Raw genomic sequence first — 15,316 nt, 5'->3', positions numbered from 1 at the left:
TTATTAAATGAAAAACACTAAATATTAGTTTATTATACAGTTTTATACTTTGAAATGAAGTTTAGTTGTTAAATTCTAGTTGAGTATTGCTTCTTTAGCATTAAATATTTTACCCATGATAACTTTATAGACTTTAACCAATGATGCTAGTTTTGGATAATTTTTTTTAGCTGAAAGGTAGTATTCATCCATAAAAAAGTTCCAGTTAAAAGAGTTTACATGGTCTATGGCATAGGTTAAATTAAAATTATGAATATATGTTGTGTGCCACCAACCAGCTGGTATAAATAAGGTTTCTCCAGGTTTTAGTGTGGTTTTTATAGCTACTGCGTTTTTGAACAACGGATATTTTTCTAAATCAGGTTCAAAAATATTTACTGGACTTTGGTTTCTTCTTATTTTATCAGGATAAAAACATGCTGACTGATCAGGAGAGTATAAATAAAAGTCTTTATCTCCAATTATTTGTGTTAATTGCGTGTGAACACCAAGGTAATCTATATGTAGCGTTGGAAATGAACAGTCTTTTCCTCCAAAAAATAATTCTCTTTTGTTGGTGTATTTAGCAATAAATTTTGGTAGCATTTTGCTTTGTAGTCTATTTGATTTTCCATACAATAACTCTGGTATTTCATTAAGTAATTCGGGAAAATCTCTTTTGACATCATAAATGTTAGGGTAGGGAGCTTTATTCTCTTTTGTAGATTTCTTACAAAGTTCTATAATTTCAGATAAAGAATAACTTTTACCGTTAACAGTTCGTGTTAAATGATTATAGTGTGATTTTAGGTAGTCAGTTGAAAACTTGTCAGACGAAACCCATTCACCTTTATCGGTCAATACAACTGGTAAAGATTTTTTTACGTAAGAATTGTAAAATTCTTTTTTAGACAGTCCTTCTCGTCTGTCAATTTCAAAAGCATTAGTCATGGTGTCCCATTTTATTTTGAATTACTTATGCTATTAATAAGGAGATGAACTTGTTTTAAGTCTCTTAAATTTAACTAATTAAGTGTAAACTGTCTTGGTAGTTTGGTTAAAATCGGTAAAATATACTCTTTAAACGATTATTTGCCTGTAAAACGTTGATAATTAATTTGTTGTAATGTTTTTCTTGTTAAAAAAGATTTGATAGAGTCAATAAAATCTATTTTGAACGATAAGCAGGAAAGTAATTGGTGTTTGTTACTTCGTTTTTAGATGATAATTTATTGTAAGCATCTACATCAACAATATGTTTCCATAGACTAAATGTTTCTAGTTCTTTTGAAAAAGATTTCTTAAAGCGTAATAATGAGTCTTCTTTACTACCAAGACCACCACCAAGGTTTAGGTATTTGTAGCCTTCATTTGTAGCTAATATTCTCATTTCGTCAATCAGCATTTTTACAGGCATAATATTAAGGAAGTCTGTTTTAGTTCCAGATAAGTGATATTGTACAATTTGGTTTGTTTTAACGAACATTACACCTGATATGTATTGATTGGTTTCATTATCAATAGCTAATAACAGGTCAGTTTTAAAATCATTACATTTTAGAAACTTGAAGAAATAATCTTTGTCAAAATAATAAGAATCTTCGGCATCTACACGATTCATGTTTTCATAATAAATGTCAATAAATGCTTCAATTTCTTCTTGTGTTTGGGCTTTTTTAATAGTGCACAATCGCCTCGATTTATTGATATGTGATTTGATTCTACGTTGATATCCTTGACGCTGTACTTCAATATCATTAGTGAGATCGATAAACACAACAGAACTTAAGTCTTCACAGTCTCCTAAATTTTTTAAAATGTCTTTTTGATGATTGATAAATGGGTTTAATCTACTAAATACAGAAACAATCTTTTTATTAAAGAGGTATTCTTTAAATTCAGTTATAAATTGTGTGTTGTTAAAACTGTAAGATATGTTTTTAGAAACAGGACCAGAATAACCGTAAACAGAAGTGATATCGAAACAATCAGTCCCTTCAATTGGTCTTATAATTAAAGGTATGGCTATTAGGTAATTGTCTTTTTCAAATTGTAAGAGTACACATTCTTCATCTTCTTGTTTGGATATTATATGATAGTCATAAGTGTGATAAAAGTCGTAAGTATCAACTTTACTGAGAACATTATCCCATTCTTGCTTTGAAGTTATTTCTTTTATCATTTTCTAAAATCGATTAAGACTTTTTTAAATAGTTTTTATACTGACTTAGTTGTTGTATAGTGTTTATGCTTATTATAGAGGTTTTTACGCTTTTGTGTTTATACACATAATCTAAACAATCACTAATTATGCTTTCAGAGGAGTTTGAAGCATCATTAAAAAGTTTTCCTGCAAAAAATGGTCTTATGGCTATAAAAGGTACTGAATTTGCAAAGTGGGAATAATCAGTTTCAGATTTATTGAGATAAGAAATAATTCCATCAACAGATTTTAGTTTTATGACCTCATGTGCAAAGTTTACAGAGTAGGGGAAAGCAAACACGTGTTTGATTTTACCTTTTTCTTTTAAGCTTGATAAGCTTGCTTCTATGGTTTCTTTTTGATGGAGTAGAACTGATAGTCTGTCGTTGTCATTAATAGGTTCTGATCTTACTAGCCATTGCAAAACATCAATACAGTCGACTTTTAAATGTTTTAACTCATTATCAATAAGTTTTTCTAGCTTTTCAGCTGAAAATTTTGACTCTCCAAAATGAGGAGAAGATAGTTTAACAATGTGTTTGATGTGAGGCTTGCAACTGCTTTTATTTAAGGCGTTTGCGTATAAGGAATAAGAATTGTATTCAAATGAAGAATGGTGAGTATTAATGCCTAGATCAAAACTCTCTTCAATAAGTTTTACTGTTTCCTTGATACTAAGGTTTTTATCAACGAAACGCATTGTTCCTAAAGTGATTTTTCCCAGATTTAAAGTATTCATCATCCTACCCACTTAAAGCCGGTTTTCCAGATGTAGCGGTCGTTGGTTTTTTTTGCATCATAAGATGTACGACCATGTAATACATATTGATCCCACCATAAAACAGATTCACCAGGATTAAGATATACCCTTTCTACTAAATGTGAGTGAGCTATGTATTCTTGTAAAAATGTAAAAAACTCTTTATTAAGCTTTTTATTTTCTTCGGTTTCATTTGGGTCAATACAATAGTAGTTAAAGTTTAAGGTAATTTTACCATTGTCTTGAATGTCTATAATTTTTTCGGTTCGCGCTTCATCTGCTTTTCTATAGCATATAGATTTTGATGTTAAGTCATCCAACATAATTGGCGCATTTTTCTTCATATAATCTACAAGAACTTGTCCATCAATAAAAGTTGTGGCTCCACCAGCAGGTGCTTTATTAACACAGTAAAAAAGCATTATATCAGCAGGATTTGTTAGGTAAGACTCATCAGTATGTAATGGCTGCGCATTTTTACTGTGTCTGTATGCAGCAAGATCAGGAATGTCGTCATCATATCTAATTTCTAACCAACGTTCACCAGTTAAAACGCCTCCTTTTGTAAAATCTTCACCACCATTTACTACAGGACCTAAATAATCTACAAGCTTATTGTAGAAAAGACGCAAATCACCTAAATACCACTCAGGAGTAACTTTGAGTACTTTTGTATTTTTTAGAGTTTCTTTTATCATTTCAGCACTTTCAACTGGGTCGTTAGTGCGTAAGTTTAGATTGTTGTAGAAATTCATATCTTTAGTTTTTACCATTAAATTTTTCGGCAGTTACTTCTAAATTACCATCCTGATTTACATCTAACGTGCTGAAAATCTTAATCAAAGTTAAAAAAAGTATTTTAATATCTAGCTTAAAACTTAGGTTGTTTATATACCAAATATCTAAGTCAAATTTTTTATTAAATGTTAAGTTGTTTCTACCATTTATTTGCGCCCAACCTGTTATTCCTGGTTTTACATTTAAACGTTGTATTTGGTGGTCATTGTAAATTGATAGGTACTCAGCAAGCATAGGTCTTGGACCAATAAGGCTCATGTCACCTTTTATTATGTTTATTAGTTGAGGTATTTCGTCTAAAGAAGTGTTTCTAACAAAGTTTCCAATTTTCGTTAGTCTTTGCTTATCTGGAAGTAAATTTCCATTTGCATCCTTTTTATCGTTCATGGTTTTAAACTTTATTATCTTAAAAACGGTTTTGTTTTTACCACCACGTTTTTGAATGAAAAAGGGTTTGCCTTTATTAGCTATAGTTAATAGTAGAGTTGTTAATATGAAAATAGGAGATATAACTATTAACCCAAGTATAGCGCTTAGCTTGTCGAATAATGGTTTGAAAAAATGTTGGTACATCTTCATTCTTCCAGTGTTTTATAAAGAGATAGTAGTTCTTTCCAAACAATATCCTGACTGTATAAATCTATAATTGTGTTTCTAGATAGGAGAGACATTTCTTTCACTTTTTGAGGGTTGTTTAAACAAAACGCCATAGCGTTTTTTAGTGATTTGGTATCTTTTGGAGGAATTATTATCCCATTAATTTCATTTTTTATAATTTCATTACAACCATTAATATTTGAGGCAATACAAGGCACTTGCATTGCACATGCTTGTAGTACTGCGTTTGGAAAACCTTCTCTGTAACTAGGAAAAGTTAAAACATTTGAAATTGATAAATAAGGTCTAATATCGGTTTGAAAACCTAGTTCTATAATGTTTTTATTTTCTTTTAGAACTTTTAGAGATTTTTTGGATATTGGGTCTAAGTGACTTTCTTTATGACCCAACAGAAGTAGCTTTATAGTACTGTATTCTTTGTTTAATGAGTTAAAAGCCTTGATTAACTCATTGATGCCTTTGTCTCCAACTATACGTCCTACGAATATGAACACAAAATCATCGGGTTGAATACCAAACTTTAGTCTTAATTTTTCTTTTTGTGATTCAGATATTGCCTCAGGATTGAAGTGCTCAACATTAATGCCATTAGAACTTCCATTACCTATTACCTTTAATTTAGATTGATTTGTAAATTTTAAATCAATAATAATTTGTTTAAGACCAAAAGAGTTTGGTAGTACTAGGCTAGAGCAGTTGTAAGTGCATTTTTCAACAATGTCCAACAGCTTTCTTTTTAAGCCTTTACTTTCTAGTAGAGGTAACCCAGCAACAGTGTGTAAACGATGTGGTACTTTGGCTAATTTGGCAGCAAGCATACCTGCTATACCTGCTTTAGGAGTATGCGTGTGTACAATAAAGGGTTTTTCTTTTTTAAATAATTTATAAAGAGAATAGGTAGCAGCTAAATCTCTAAAAGGAGTAATTTTTCGAGTCATTTCTACAGCATAAGTAGGAATGCCCTCTTCCTCACCAATACTTTTGAGTCTTCCACCTTCATCGCTTGACACAGCTAAGATGTTGTAATGTTGACTCATGAAGCCTAATTGACCTTTTAAAAGTGAATTTATTGATCCAGGCATTGTTGTTACTCGAATTATTTTTTTCATTTAATTTTTTTAAGATGTAAGTTGTTGTTGAACATCTTTTTATCACTAAAAACTATTAGCCGAATATATCAAATATTTAAATTGTAATAAATGATAAAAGGATTAATTAGTTGTAAGGAAAGGTTTATAGGATGAAGGTAAAAACAACTTAAAAGATTGTTTGAGATTTAAGTTATTGCAATAATTTTTTTAATAAACTTGTCAATGTCTCTATCTCTAAGGTAATTGTCAAATTTACTTCTGTTGCTTGTACTGTTTGATGTAGAAAGTGCTTTCTCAATAGCAATTTTTAAGCTTTCAGCATCATTTGGCTTTGATAAGTAGATACCTTCGATTTTATCAATTCCACCAGCACATGTTGTAGATGCTACATTGTTGTTTTGCGACATCATTTGCAAAAGGACATTAGGAAAACCTTCGATTCTTGATGATACAACACATAGTTTTGCAGACTTAAAATAGGATAACACATTGTTTACATGACCAGGTAATATTATATCGTTGTCCAAACTTAAAGATTTAATTTGCGCTACTAAATCGGGTTTTAATTCGCCATCACCAAGAAGTATCAATTTTAAATTTGGGTAGGATATCTTAACATGATAAAAGGCATTAATTAATAAATCGAACCCTTTTTCTGGAATGAATCTACCAGCTGATACGATATATTCAAAAGGAAGATTTACGCCTTCTTTTGCACGTTCATTAAGTAAATATTCAAAATTTAATGGATTAGGGATTGTTACTATTTTTGTTTTCTTTTCAATGCTTTTAAAATGTTGTATTAATTGGTTTTTCATCAATTCAGTCTGACAAATCAATAAGTCTATTTTTTTATACCCAATTTTATATGCTAGCTTATATAAAAATAGTTTTAATCCTTTGTATCTAAGGAAAATTGAGGTTGATTCTCTTGCGATAAACTTTTTAGTTTTTAAAATTTTAAGTTTTAGTAGTATTCCTACTAAAGCGTTAATATAGATATGAGATGTAAAAACGTAATCATACTCTTTTTTTTGTTTTTGACTTAGAGAAAGAAATTTTAAAACACCCAAAAATTTATTGCCAGTAGAGCAGAAGTGTTGATTTGTGTTATTTTTTATATCGTCCCAAAGCTTTGTTTCATAGACTGTGATAAAATAAATATCTACAGTTGCTTCTTTAAAGTAGGATGCAACCATTTTTAAGTATTGTTCTGCACCACCAAGTGCATCATTTGGAATGATTATTAGTACTTTCATGGTTTTGATTTAGATGAAAGACTGTTAAACAAAGCTTCATACTTTTCTAAAATTAACTCTTTATTGTACTTTTTTGTAACTGAAGCATTGATGCGTTTAGGATCCCAATCTTTTTGAACCATCATATTCAACGTTTCAATAAATTGAGTGGTGTTTTCTACAATATAACCATTTATGCTCTCTTCAATAATTTCTTTGGTTCCACCAGGAGCATTAAAAGCTATCACAGGAGTTCCAACCACACAACTTTCTAGTAAAGCATTGGGAAAACCTTCTACATATGAGCCTTGGATAAAAATATCGCTGTTAGATAAATATTGAGCTACAGTATTGGTATGCGGAATAATTTTTATATTATCAATAATTCCTAAATGTTTTGCATGCTGTATAATTGCATCTTTTTCATCTCCAGTTCCAATAATTGTATAATTATATTCAAAGCTTAATTTAGAAATTGCTTCTAAAATTCTGAGATGACCTTTTTCTTTACTTAATCGTCCTATTGTGATAAATTCTTTTACTGTAGTGATAGGCTTAGAAGATTTAATAGGTAAATAACCAGATATAGGATTGTTGATTATGTGTATTTTTTCTTTGGAAAATGAATTGTTTAATATTAGGTCATTAGCCATGTCAATAGACTGACAAATTACAGCATCTAAATACTTGTGGTAGTTTTTAAAAAAAGGAAATTGAAAAACACTTTTTTTTGTATTGAAACTATTCATAATACTTAATACACTAGCTTCTCTACCAACAAATTTAGTATTAAAGAAAAAGATAGATAACATAGCTAGCACTCTGTTAACATGAGCAATAGACCCAACAACTATATCAGGATTTTTTATTAGTATATGTTTAAATAATTTAGGTATTGCATTTAAGACTCTTCGTTTATTAAGAAAAAGAACCTCAATAGCTTCAGTGTTGTATATAGCATCTTTTTTTTGACCAACAACAATTAGCGTGCATGTAAATTTATTTGGGTTTAAATTACTAGCAATAAAAGAAATAACTCTTTCGGCACCACCAGCCTTTAATGATGGTAAAACAAAAAGTATATTTATTTTAGACTTAGACATAAGTTAGCTTATACTTATTCCTTTTCCATTAGTACTTAACCATTGTTTTAATACTAATAAAGACCATATTAAAGGGTATCTATTCCAGGTGCCATCCATATGTTGGTTAATCATAAACTGCACTTTTTTGGTGTCAATACAGGGTAGCGATTTTAAAGTGTCTTCATTTAATTCACTTAAAACATAGTCTTTTAAATCTTCTCTAAACCATTCAGAGAAAGGCATAGTAAAGCCTGCTTTTGGCCTATTAAATATGTGCTTTGGAACTGATTCGTACAACACATCTTTTAGAATGCGTTTCATTTCCTTTTTATGAAATTTAAAAGATGTTGGTAGCGAATTTGCAAACTCAACTATTTGATGGTCTAGCAATGGAGCTCTAACTTCTAGTGAAAAAGCCATCGAAGCCCTATCTACTTTAGTGTTTATATCCCAATTAAGATAGGTTTTAGTGTCAAAATCACTAATGCGTTCAAATAGGTTTTTATTATTGTGCATTAAGTATTTTGATTCGTCAACTAGTCTAGTGTTATAGTCTGTGTTTATATGAGATAAGTCTACACCAGTCATAGCGCCTAAGTAAACTTCATTTACGTCTTTAAACTGTAAAGCTTTAGCAATAACATTTAGTCTATAGTGAGGTAATAGAGATAAGACTCCTGCACCAAGTTTTCTGATAGGTAATGGTAGTTTGTAATAAACTCCTCCTTTTTTTGCCCAATTGTATCTGTGATATCCAATAAAACTTTCGTCACCACCATCACCAGAAAGAGCTACTGTTACATGTTTTTTGGTATGTTTAGCTAAAAGCATTGATGGGATTGCTGAAGAATCAGAAAAAGGCTCATCGTAATAATGGCAAAAATTCTTAATTAAATCGATGCCTTCGTTGTAATTACATTCAATTACATGATGATCTGTTTGTAAGTGGTCTGCAACTTGCTGTGCATAATGACTTTCATCAAAGCCTTTTTCGTTAAATTTAACCGAAAATGTTTTAACCTTAGCGCTAGATGTTTGCGTTGCAGTAGCAGCAACTAATGAAGAGTCTACTCCTCCAGATAGGAATACACCAACAGGAACATCGGCAAATAACCTGCTTTTTACAGCGTCATTTAAAATTGTTTTAAGTTCTTGTTTAGCATCTTCATAACTTCCTTTATAAGGGTTTTTATTTGTGTAATCAATATCCCAATAGGGTTGTGATTTGAACTCACCAGAACTAAGGTTAAATGTAAACTTATGTCCTGCTTTAAGTTTTTTAACTTGACTGAAAATAGATTGAGGATCTGGTACATTTCCCCAGGATAAATAATAAGCTATTGCGCGTTCAGAAATTGTGAGGTTGTTGGAGTGTAATTGAATTGAGGATATTTGACTAGCAAATTCAAAATCTTTACCATTGTGGTAATAATAAAATGGTTTTTTACCTAGTCTATCTCTTGCGCCAAAGAGTATGTTGTTTTTTTCATCGTAAATTACAAACGAAAACATTCCAACAAAGTAATCTACACATTTTTCACCATACTCTAAATATGCAGCACAAAGTACTTCGGTATCACTAGTTGTTTTAAAACTATATCCTTTTTTACTAAGTGTTTCTTTAATTGTTTTGAAATTGTAAACTTCTCCGTTAAAAACAATATGAATTGTATCGTAATAAGTAAATGGTTGATTTGATCTAGTGTCTAAATCTATTATTGAAAGTCTGTTATGACCAAAAATGACTTGTCTATTATCTTTTTTATAAAACTGCCAACCCATTTGATCAGGACCTCTAAAAGCTGTTCGCTTGAGTTTGTCCTTAACTTGCTGTTCGTTATAATTTAATGTTGTTCCGTAAATACCGCACATAGTATGATTTGAGTTTACTTTTATAAAGTTATTTCATTTTCTTGAGAGTTATTTGTACTCACTTTATTAAATAACCAAATAGTTATAAATAGTATTAGGTAGTAATTAAAATAATTATGCATTGTTAATAAAATAGCGCTTAATGATATGGCTAGGAGTAATTTATCAGTGTTGGTTTTGTAGCCGTAAATAGTTTTTCTAATTAAATACAAATAAATACCTATAATAATCAAAAAGGGGATGATACCTGCTTCACCTAAAACCATTAAGTAGGTGTTATGCACACCTTGTTTAATATTGTCTATACCGCTAAAACTTTTATAACCATTACCAAAAATTGGCTTATCTAAAATATCATTGTAATAGGTAGACCATCTGCTCATTCGGCTATCTTCAGTTAGTCGTTCTGTTTGTGCATTATTATTTAATAATCCAATTAATAGAGAAAATCGAGTAGTGTTAACTTGTAATATTGTGGCAAAACTTATTAATAGAGCCAATGTGCCAATACCAATTCCAAATAATTGCAAGTTTTTTTTGTTACTTATTGCAGAAAGTAATGTTATTAGAAACCACATTAAAAAAAAGAACCTTGAAAAGGTTAAAATACCTGCAAAAGTAAAAATGAATGTAAATAAATACTTTGTAGTTTTATTACTAATGTTAAATGTTAAGCAGTAGCCTATTAGGCATACAAAAGCTGCTCCATTAGGATTTAAATAAAAGCCACTATACCTACCATAGTTATCAGCAAAAAATAAAGAATGAATTAATACACTTGCTGCTCCAATTAAAAGAAAAAGTATTAACTCTTTTGAAGATGTGTCTCTGGCTACTTCAGCACCACAAATAATTAGAATACCGTATTTGATAAACTCATTGATGTAAACTTCATAATTATCAATATATGTTAGACCTGAAATTATAAAATAACTAATTCCTAGGATGGCTAAAGGGATAATTACAGGACGCTTTCTTGCAAAGAAATAATACCCAAGTAATAGTATAAAAGTAAGATGACTAACATAACCACCTATGGTTTCTCCAAACACAAAAAATGAGAAGCTATCAATACCCCAAAGAATTAAAATTAGAATTATGTATTTTAGGATTTTCATATTAAGTTCTTACTAATTTTAATGGAATATTCAACATAAATATCACAAAGCATGTAAGCTTTTTTACAAAAGACAAGCGATTGGTTCTTCGTTTTAAATATAGGTTAGATTTTATGTATTGAAATGCATAAAACCTATAAAATTTGTATTTTATAATATCATTTAAGGATACGTTTTCTAACTCAATCAAAGCACTGTTGTAATAGACTTTGGCTTTTCTTTCTTTACTTGTTTTTGTGGCAATAAGCCCATCGTTAGAATGGAAATAAATTCTATGGGCAATATTTATGCATAAAAAATCAAATGATCTATTAATATGATTCCAAGTGTGACTTTCGCCAATATGACATTCATCGCTTAAAATCATTTTGTTAGATTTTAAAACACTAGTTTTCCAACAATGCCATTTTTCGCCTTCAATGTTATGTTTGAGAACTCTAGTCTTAAAATCTACTTTCCAATAATCTTCAGGAAACTTATCTCCAATAATTTGACCGCTTTCATCCTTAGTGAGTGTCCAAATAGCTCCAATGCTATTATCAGTATTGTTAGTCCAAATATCTTTTAAATCTGATATTGTTTCTGGAATAAAAGTATCATCGCTATCTGCAATTATGGTGTATTTTTCTTTACATAAATCTATTGCAACGTTTACAGCATTAGATTTTCCTTTATTAATATTTAGTTTATGGTAAGTAATTTTAAATTCGGTAGTGTTTTTTATCCATTCACTAATTAGTTGATATGTGTTATCAGTACTACCATCATCAACAATAATCCATTCAAATGTTTTGGAGGTTTGTTGTATTAAAGATTTGTATACTCTAGGTAATGTATGCGCTCTATTATATGTTGGTGTAATTATATTAAACATAGGAACTGTTTAATTTGTTTATATAGACATATAAAATGATACTATTAACTATGGAAACTAACGATGTAGCTAATGCTAATCCATAAACTCCCATTACATCTATTAAAATAAAATTGAACACAATATTTAGAATTAAACTTACTAAAGAAGTTAATACCATAAAGTTATTTTTATTTATTGATGTTAAAAACTTAACCATCACTAAGCCACTAATATAAGAAGGTATTTGTAAAATATACATTTGTTGTATTTTTGATACAATTACAGTGTCTGAACTTGTAAAAGCATTTCTCTCAAAAACAAGCCATATAATTGGAGAAGAGAGAAGAACTAGTATAATTACTATAATAGAGCTACTAATTATAAGGTATTTAAGTATTAGTTTTAGTTTTTTAAAAGTAGCTTCTTTATTATCAACAGCATTTTTAGAAAAATAGGGCAGAAGTACATTGCCAACTGCAATACCTACAATTGAGATCGCAAAAGCAGGAATTTTGATTCCATAATTTAGAGCAGCTATTGAACCAACAATTAATTGAGCTGAAAAGTATTGGTCTATAAGTGGGTTAATACCACTTAGCAAGCTAGATGACACTTTAGCAGGTATTTGCTTAAATAATACTTTAATGTTAACCGAAATAAAATCAGGTGTTTGTAATGTGATAATTTTTCGATTAAGTGCTACTATCAACAAAAACAAGAAGTTTAGGATGCTTCCAAATAATGTGCCTAAAGCAAGTACCAAACTTCCAAGAGCCTCTTTAAAAAAAACGAGACATATAATAATTGATATAGGCGTAAAAATACTTGCAATTGAAGAAAATTTAAACTCGTCATCAATGTTTAATAATCCACTTATTAAAGAAGAAAGTCCCCAAAATAAAATACAAGGAGCTACATAATAAAATTGTGTTTTAATTAAACTATAGTATTGTGTAGTGTGACCTTTAAAAAATGTTTCTAAATAAGTGTCAGTAAAAAGTATAGCAATAAGTAAAAACACTAAGGATATTACAATTGTCACAATAAAACTGGTGCTTTGAAACGCTCCTATGTTTTTTCCTGTTTTTAATTCGCTAACATAGTTTGGTATAAAAACGCTTTTAAACGAATCTAGAAAAACACCACTTATAAATGTGGGAAACAATATAGCTATGTAAAAAGTGTCGAGTAATTCCGAAAGACCAAAGCTATTAGCTACAACTATTTCTTTAAAAAAACCAAGCCCACTTACAATTAAAGTAGTTACTCCAACGGTAATTACATTAGTAACCGTTGAGTTTTTAAGTAAGTTACTTATAAAAGATTTTAAATCGAATTTTGAATTCAATTGTACTGGTATTGGTTAAGTCTATTTTAGAAATCTTCTAATTGGCCATAATAGTACAAAGAAAAACTTGATAATAGGTGAATCAATAGATGTTGTGTAGTTTTTTAGGTTGAAATCTAAATAATTAGATAATCTTAGTAAAAAGTATAAGCTTTTTATAAAGTATGTTGGTGCTTTTAAAAAGTTCTCTTTAAAGAACCAATTGTAGTTAGCAATGAGTTGTGTAGCAGATCCTAAAGCAGTTTTTTCAATGTTAGAACTAGATATTGAGTTTTCAATGTTAGTATGATAAATACGTAATGCCTTATTAATATAAACAGTTATAAAACCTTTTTTAGCTAATAGATTCCAAACAAGTCCTTCAGGCATAAAACCGTTGCTAATAAACGCTTTGTTGTAAACTATATTCCTTAAAATATTAGTTTTAGTAAAACCCCATTTTTCACCTAAAATTCTCTTTACAGTATATGATTCAAAGGTATTACTAAAATATGGACTCGTAGGATAAGAGTCACCTACCTGATCACCATTTTGATCAATGCATAAAGCTGTAATAGCAACAATAGTGTTTTTTTTCTCAACAGGTATACTGTTGTAAGTACTATTAAACACTTCTAAGGCATTATCAACGCATTCATCATCAGCATCAAATGTTAAAAAAAAATCACCATCGGCTAATTTAATGGCTTGCATAAAACAGCTCATCTTATGCTTATTTTTGGTGTTATGTATATACTTAATCTCTAAAGACGACTTTTTTATAATGCTTGAAATGATGTTGTGAGAACTATCGGTAGAGCCATCATTAATGATTAACCATTCAAAATCCTTAAAACTTTGTTTAACTAAACAGTCGTGAACACGTTCAATTGTTTTTTCACAATTATATACAGGTGTAAAAACAGTAAATTTATACTTAAATGCCTTAGTTGGTTGTTCAATGTATTTTGGAATTAAATCTCTAAACATTATATAAGTTTAATTATGAGTTCGTTCCATTTTTCAGCAACTTGAGTTACTTCGTATGCCTTAGCGGTTTTAAAAGCTTCTTTTCCTAGTGAATCTCTAAGGGTATTATTATCGATTAGTTCTATAAGTCTGCTTTCTAATTGTGATTGATTGTTGACTTCAATTAGGAAGCCATTTTTGGTGTTTTCAATAATATCTGAAGGTCCTGTCGGACAATCTGTTGATATGCATGCCATTTCAAAATACATAGCTTCTATTAAAGCATTAGGAAAACCTTCAGACTTTGATGTAAAAGCAAAAATACTAGCTGTATTGTAATAATTTTGAACATCGTTAATATTGCCTGTAAATATAACGTTGTTGGCTATATGTAACTTTTTAGTGAGTTTTTCATAGTCTTTTCGTAATTCACCATCGCCAATTAAAACAAGTTTCCAGTCCTTTTTATTTATGCTCGCAAATGCTTTTAATAATACATCTTGAGCTTTATTACTGTCTAACCGTCCAACATTAATTATAGTAGGTGTTCTTTTTTTAGAAATATTTTTTTGAGAACTTAATGTTTCAGAAATAGGATTAGGAAGGATTAAAACTTTATTGCTCTTAACAAAAGTTTGATAATAATTTTTAATCAAGTTTGATTGAACTACTAAGAAGTTAGCTTTAGGGTAGGTATATCTTACAAGTTTATCCCAAAAAGAATTGTTTGTGTATATGTATGGGTTACTTCTTTCTGAAATTATACATGGTATTTTTAAAGATCTTGAAGCAATTAAACTTAATACATTTGATGTGGTCATAAAACTTAATACTAAGTCAATATTTTCACTCTTTAAATGTTTTTTTATTGTTTTAATGAGCTTTGTGTTATTCTTTAAAGCACTAACTAAGTTTTTACTATTGTTAATCTCATTGACACAAGACTTCAATGTAATTTCTTTATTTAAGGTATAAAATGGTGTAGTATTAACAATTGTTATTATAGTAACATTGTATTGTAATGCAAAATAATTGGCTAATGTAGTTACTACGCGTTCTGCACCTCCAGAGTTCAAACTATACACAACAAAAGCAATATTTTTTTTGGGCTTCAAATTCTAATAATTTATGTAAATGTAGTTAATTTAATAGTTCTATGTTCATTATCAATTATGTAGGAATTTACTTTTAAACGTTAAAATTGTGTAGTTAGTCGACTTTTTTTACATTCTGCACGTATATTTGTTGACGCTAAAATCACTATTTCATCCTGAAAAATCTTTATTTGTAAGAAAAGTATTTCAAATATTTTCTTTTTGTCGAATATTAATGCGTTAAAACGTATTTTTAGATATTATTTATATAGATTGCCAGTATAATAGCAAGCCCCAAAGATTAATAG

The 15,316-nt window shown here is 29.5% G+C and carries 14 protein-coding genes; all 14 read right to left on the bottom strand.

The window, feature by feature from the left end; translation table 11 throughout:
- Window positions 1-75: 75 nt before the first annotated feature.
- On the bottom strand, window positions 76-930 hold the full coding sequence (locus tag ACQ0RB_RS03625) for a cupin-like domain-containing protein (RefSeq protein WP_430496546.1): 855 nt from the start codon (window positions 928-930) through the stop codon (window positions 76-78).
- 217 nt (window positions 931-1,147) lie between these two features.
- A complete protein-coding gene (locus tag ACQ0RB_RS03620) occupies window positions 1,148-2,161 on the bottom strand; it encodes a peptidoglycan bridge formation glycyltransferase FemA/FemB family protein (RefSeq protein ID WP_430496544.1) in 1,014 nt (337 codons plus the stop codon).
- A gap of 13 nt (window positions 2,162-2,174) precedes the next feature.
- Window positions 2,175-2,924 carry an aldo/keto reductase gene (locus ACQ0RB_RS03615; RefSeq protein WP_430496543.1) on the bottom strand — a complete coding sequence of 250 codons (750 nt, stop codon included), beginning with the start codon at window positions 2,922-2,924 and terminating at the stop codon, window positions 2,175-2,177.
- Window positions 2,921-3,697, bottom strand: a complete 777-nt coding sequence (locus ACQ0RB_RS03610; RefSeq protein WP_430496541.1) for a TauD/TfdA family dioxygenase — start codon at window positions 3,695-3,697, stop codon at window positions 2,921-2,923. Before ACQ0RB_RS03610 ends, ACQ0RB_RS03615 begins: the two co-directional genes overlap by 4 nt.
- Window positions 3,698-3,701: 4 nt before the next feature.
- Window positions 3,702-4,313: a sugar transferase gene (locus tag ACQ0RB_RS03605; RefSeq protein ID WP_430496689.1), complete on the bottom strand. Its 612-nt coding sequence runs from the start codon at window positions 4,311-4,313 to the stop codon at window positions 3,702-3,704.
- Between the two features lie 2 nt (window positions 4,314-4,315).
- Window positions 4,316-5,467: a glycosyltransferase family 4 protein gene (locus ACQ0RB_RS03600; protein ID WP_430496539.1), complete on the bottom strand. Its 1,152-nt coding sequence runs from the start codon at window positions 5,465-5,467 to the stop codon at window positions 4,316-4,318.
- A 167-nt stretch (window positions 5,468-5,634) separates the two neighbouring features.
- Window positions 5,635-6,708 carry a glycosyltransferase gene (locus tag ACQ0RB_RS03595; RefSeq protein WP_430496537.1) on the bottom strand — a complete coding sequence of 358 codons (1,074 nt, stop codon included), beginning with the start codon at window positions 6,706-6,708 and terminating at the stop codon, window positions 5,635-5,637.
- Window positions 6,705-7,790, bottom strand: a complete 1,086-nt coding sequence (locus ACQ0RB_RS03590; RefSeq protein WP_430496535.1) for a glycosyltransferase — start codon at window positions 7,788-7,790, stop codon at window positions 6,705-6,707. The genes ACQ0RB_RS03595 and ACQ0RB_RS03590 overlap by 4 nt, the downstream gene beginning before the upstream one ends.
- Before the next feature lie 3 nt (window positions 7,791-7,793).
- Window positions 7,794-9,644, bottom strand: coding sequence for an asparagine synthase (glutamine-hydrolyzing) (gene asnB / locus ACQ0RB_RS03585; protein WP_430496534.1), 1,851 nt, complete (start codon window positions 9,642-9,644; stop codon window positions 7,794-7,796).
- Between the two features lie 20 nt (window positions 9,645-9,664).
- Complete coding sequence (locus tag ACQ0RB_RS03580) at window positions 9,665-10,762, bottom strand: O-antigen ligase family protein (protein WP_430496532.1); 1,098 nt, start codon at window positions 10,760-10,762, stop codon at window positions 9,665-9,667.
- Window position 10,763: 1 nt separating this feature from the next.
- Window positions 10,764-11,636 (bottom strand): glycosyltransferase family 2 protein, encoded by an 873-nt coding sequence (locus tag ACQ0RB_RS03575; RefSeq protein ID WP_430496530.1) that lies wholly within the window; start codon window positions 11,634-11,636, stop codon window positions 10,764-10,766.
- Entirely contained in the window at window positions 11,629-12,966 is a 1,338-nt protein-coding gene (murJ, locus tag ACQ0RB_RS03570) for a murein biosynthesis integral membrane protein MurJ (protein ID WP_131506745.1), read from the bottom strand. The genes ACQ0RB_RS03575 and murJ overlap by 8 nt, the downstream gene beginning before the upstream one ends.
- A gap of 21 nt (window positions 12,967-12,987) precedes the next feature.
- Entirely contained in the window at window positions 12,988-13,935 is a 948-nt protein-coding gene (locus tag ACQ0RB_RS03565) for a glycosyltransferase family 2 protein (protein ID WP_430496528.1), read from the bottom strand.
- Window positions 13,935-15,029 (bottom strand): glycosyltransferase family 4 protein, encoded by a 1,095-nt coding sequence (locus ACQ0RB_RS03560; protein WP_430496526.1) that lies wholly within the window; start codon window positions 15,027-15,029, stop codon window positions 13,935-13,937. The genes ACQ0RB_RS03565 and ACQ0RB_RS03560 overlap by 1 nt, the downstream gene beginning before the upstream one ends.
- Between the last annotated feature and the right edge of the window lie 287 nt (window positions 15,030-15,316).

Origin of the sequence: Gaetbulibacter sp. PBL-D1, from assembly GCF_050509525.1 — a bacterium.
GTDB classification, from domain to species: domain Bacteria; phylum Bacteroidota; class Bacteroidia; order Flavobacteriales; family Flavobacteriaceae; genus Gaetbulibacter_B; species Gaetbulibacter_B jejuensis.
Note: the sequence above shows the minus strand (reverse complement) of the source record. Positions and strands in the feature narration are given on the sequence as shown.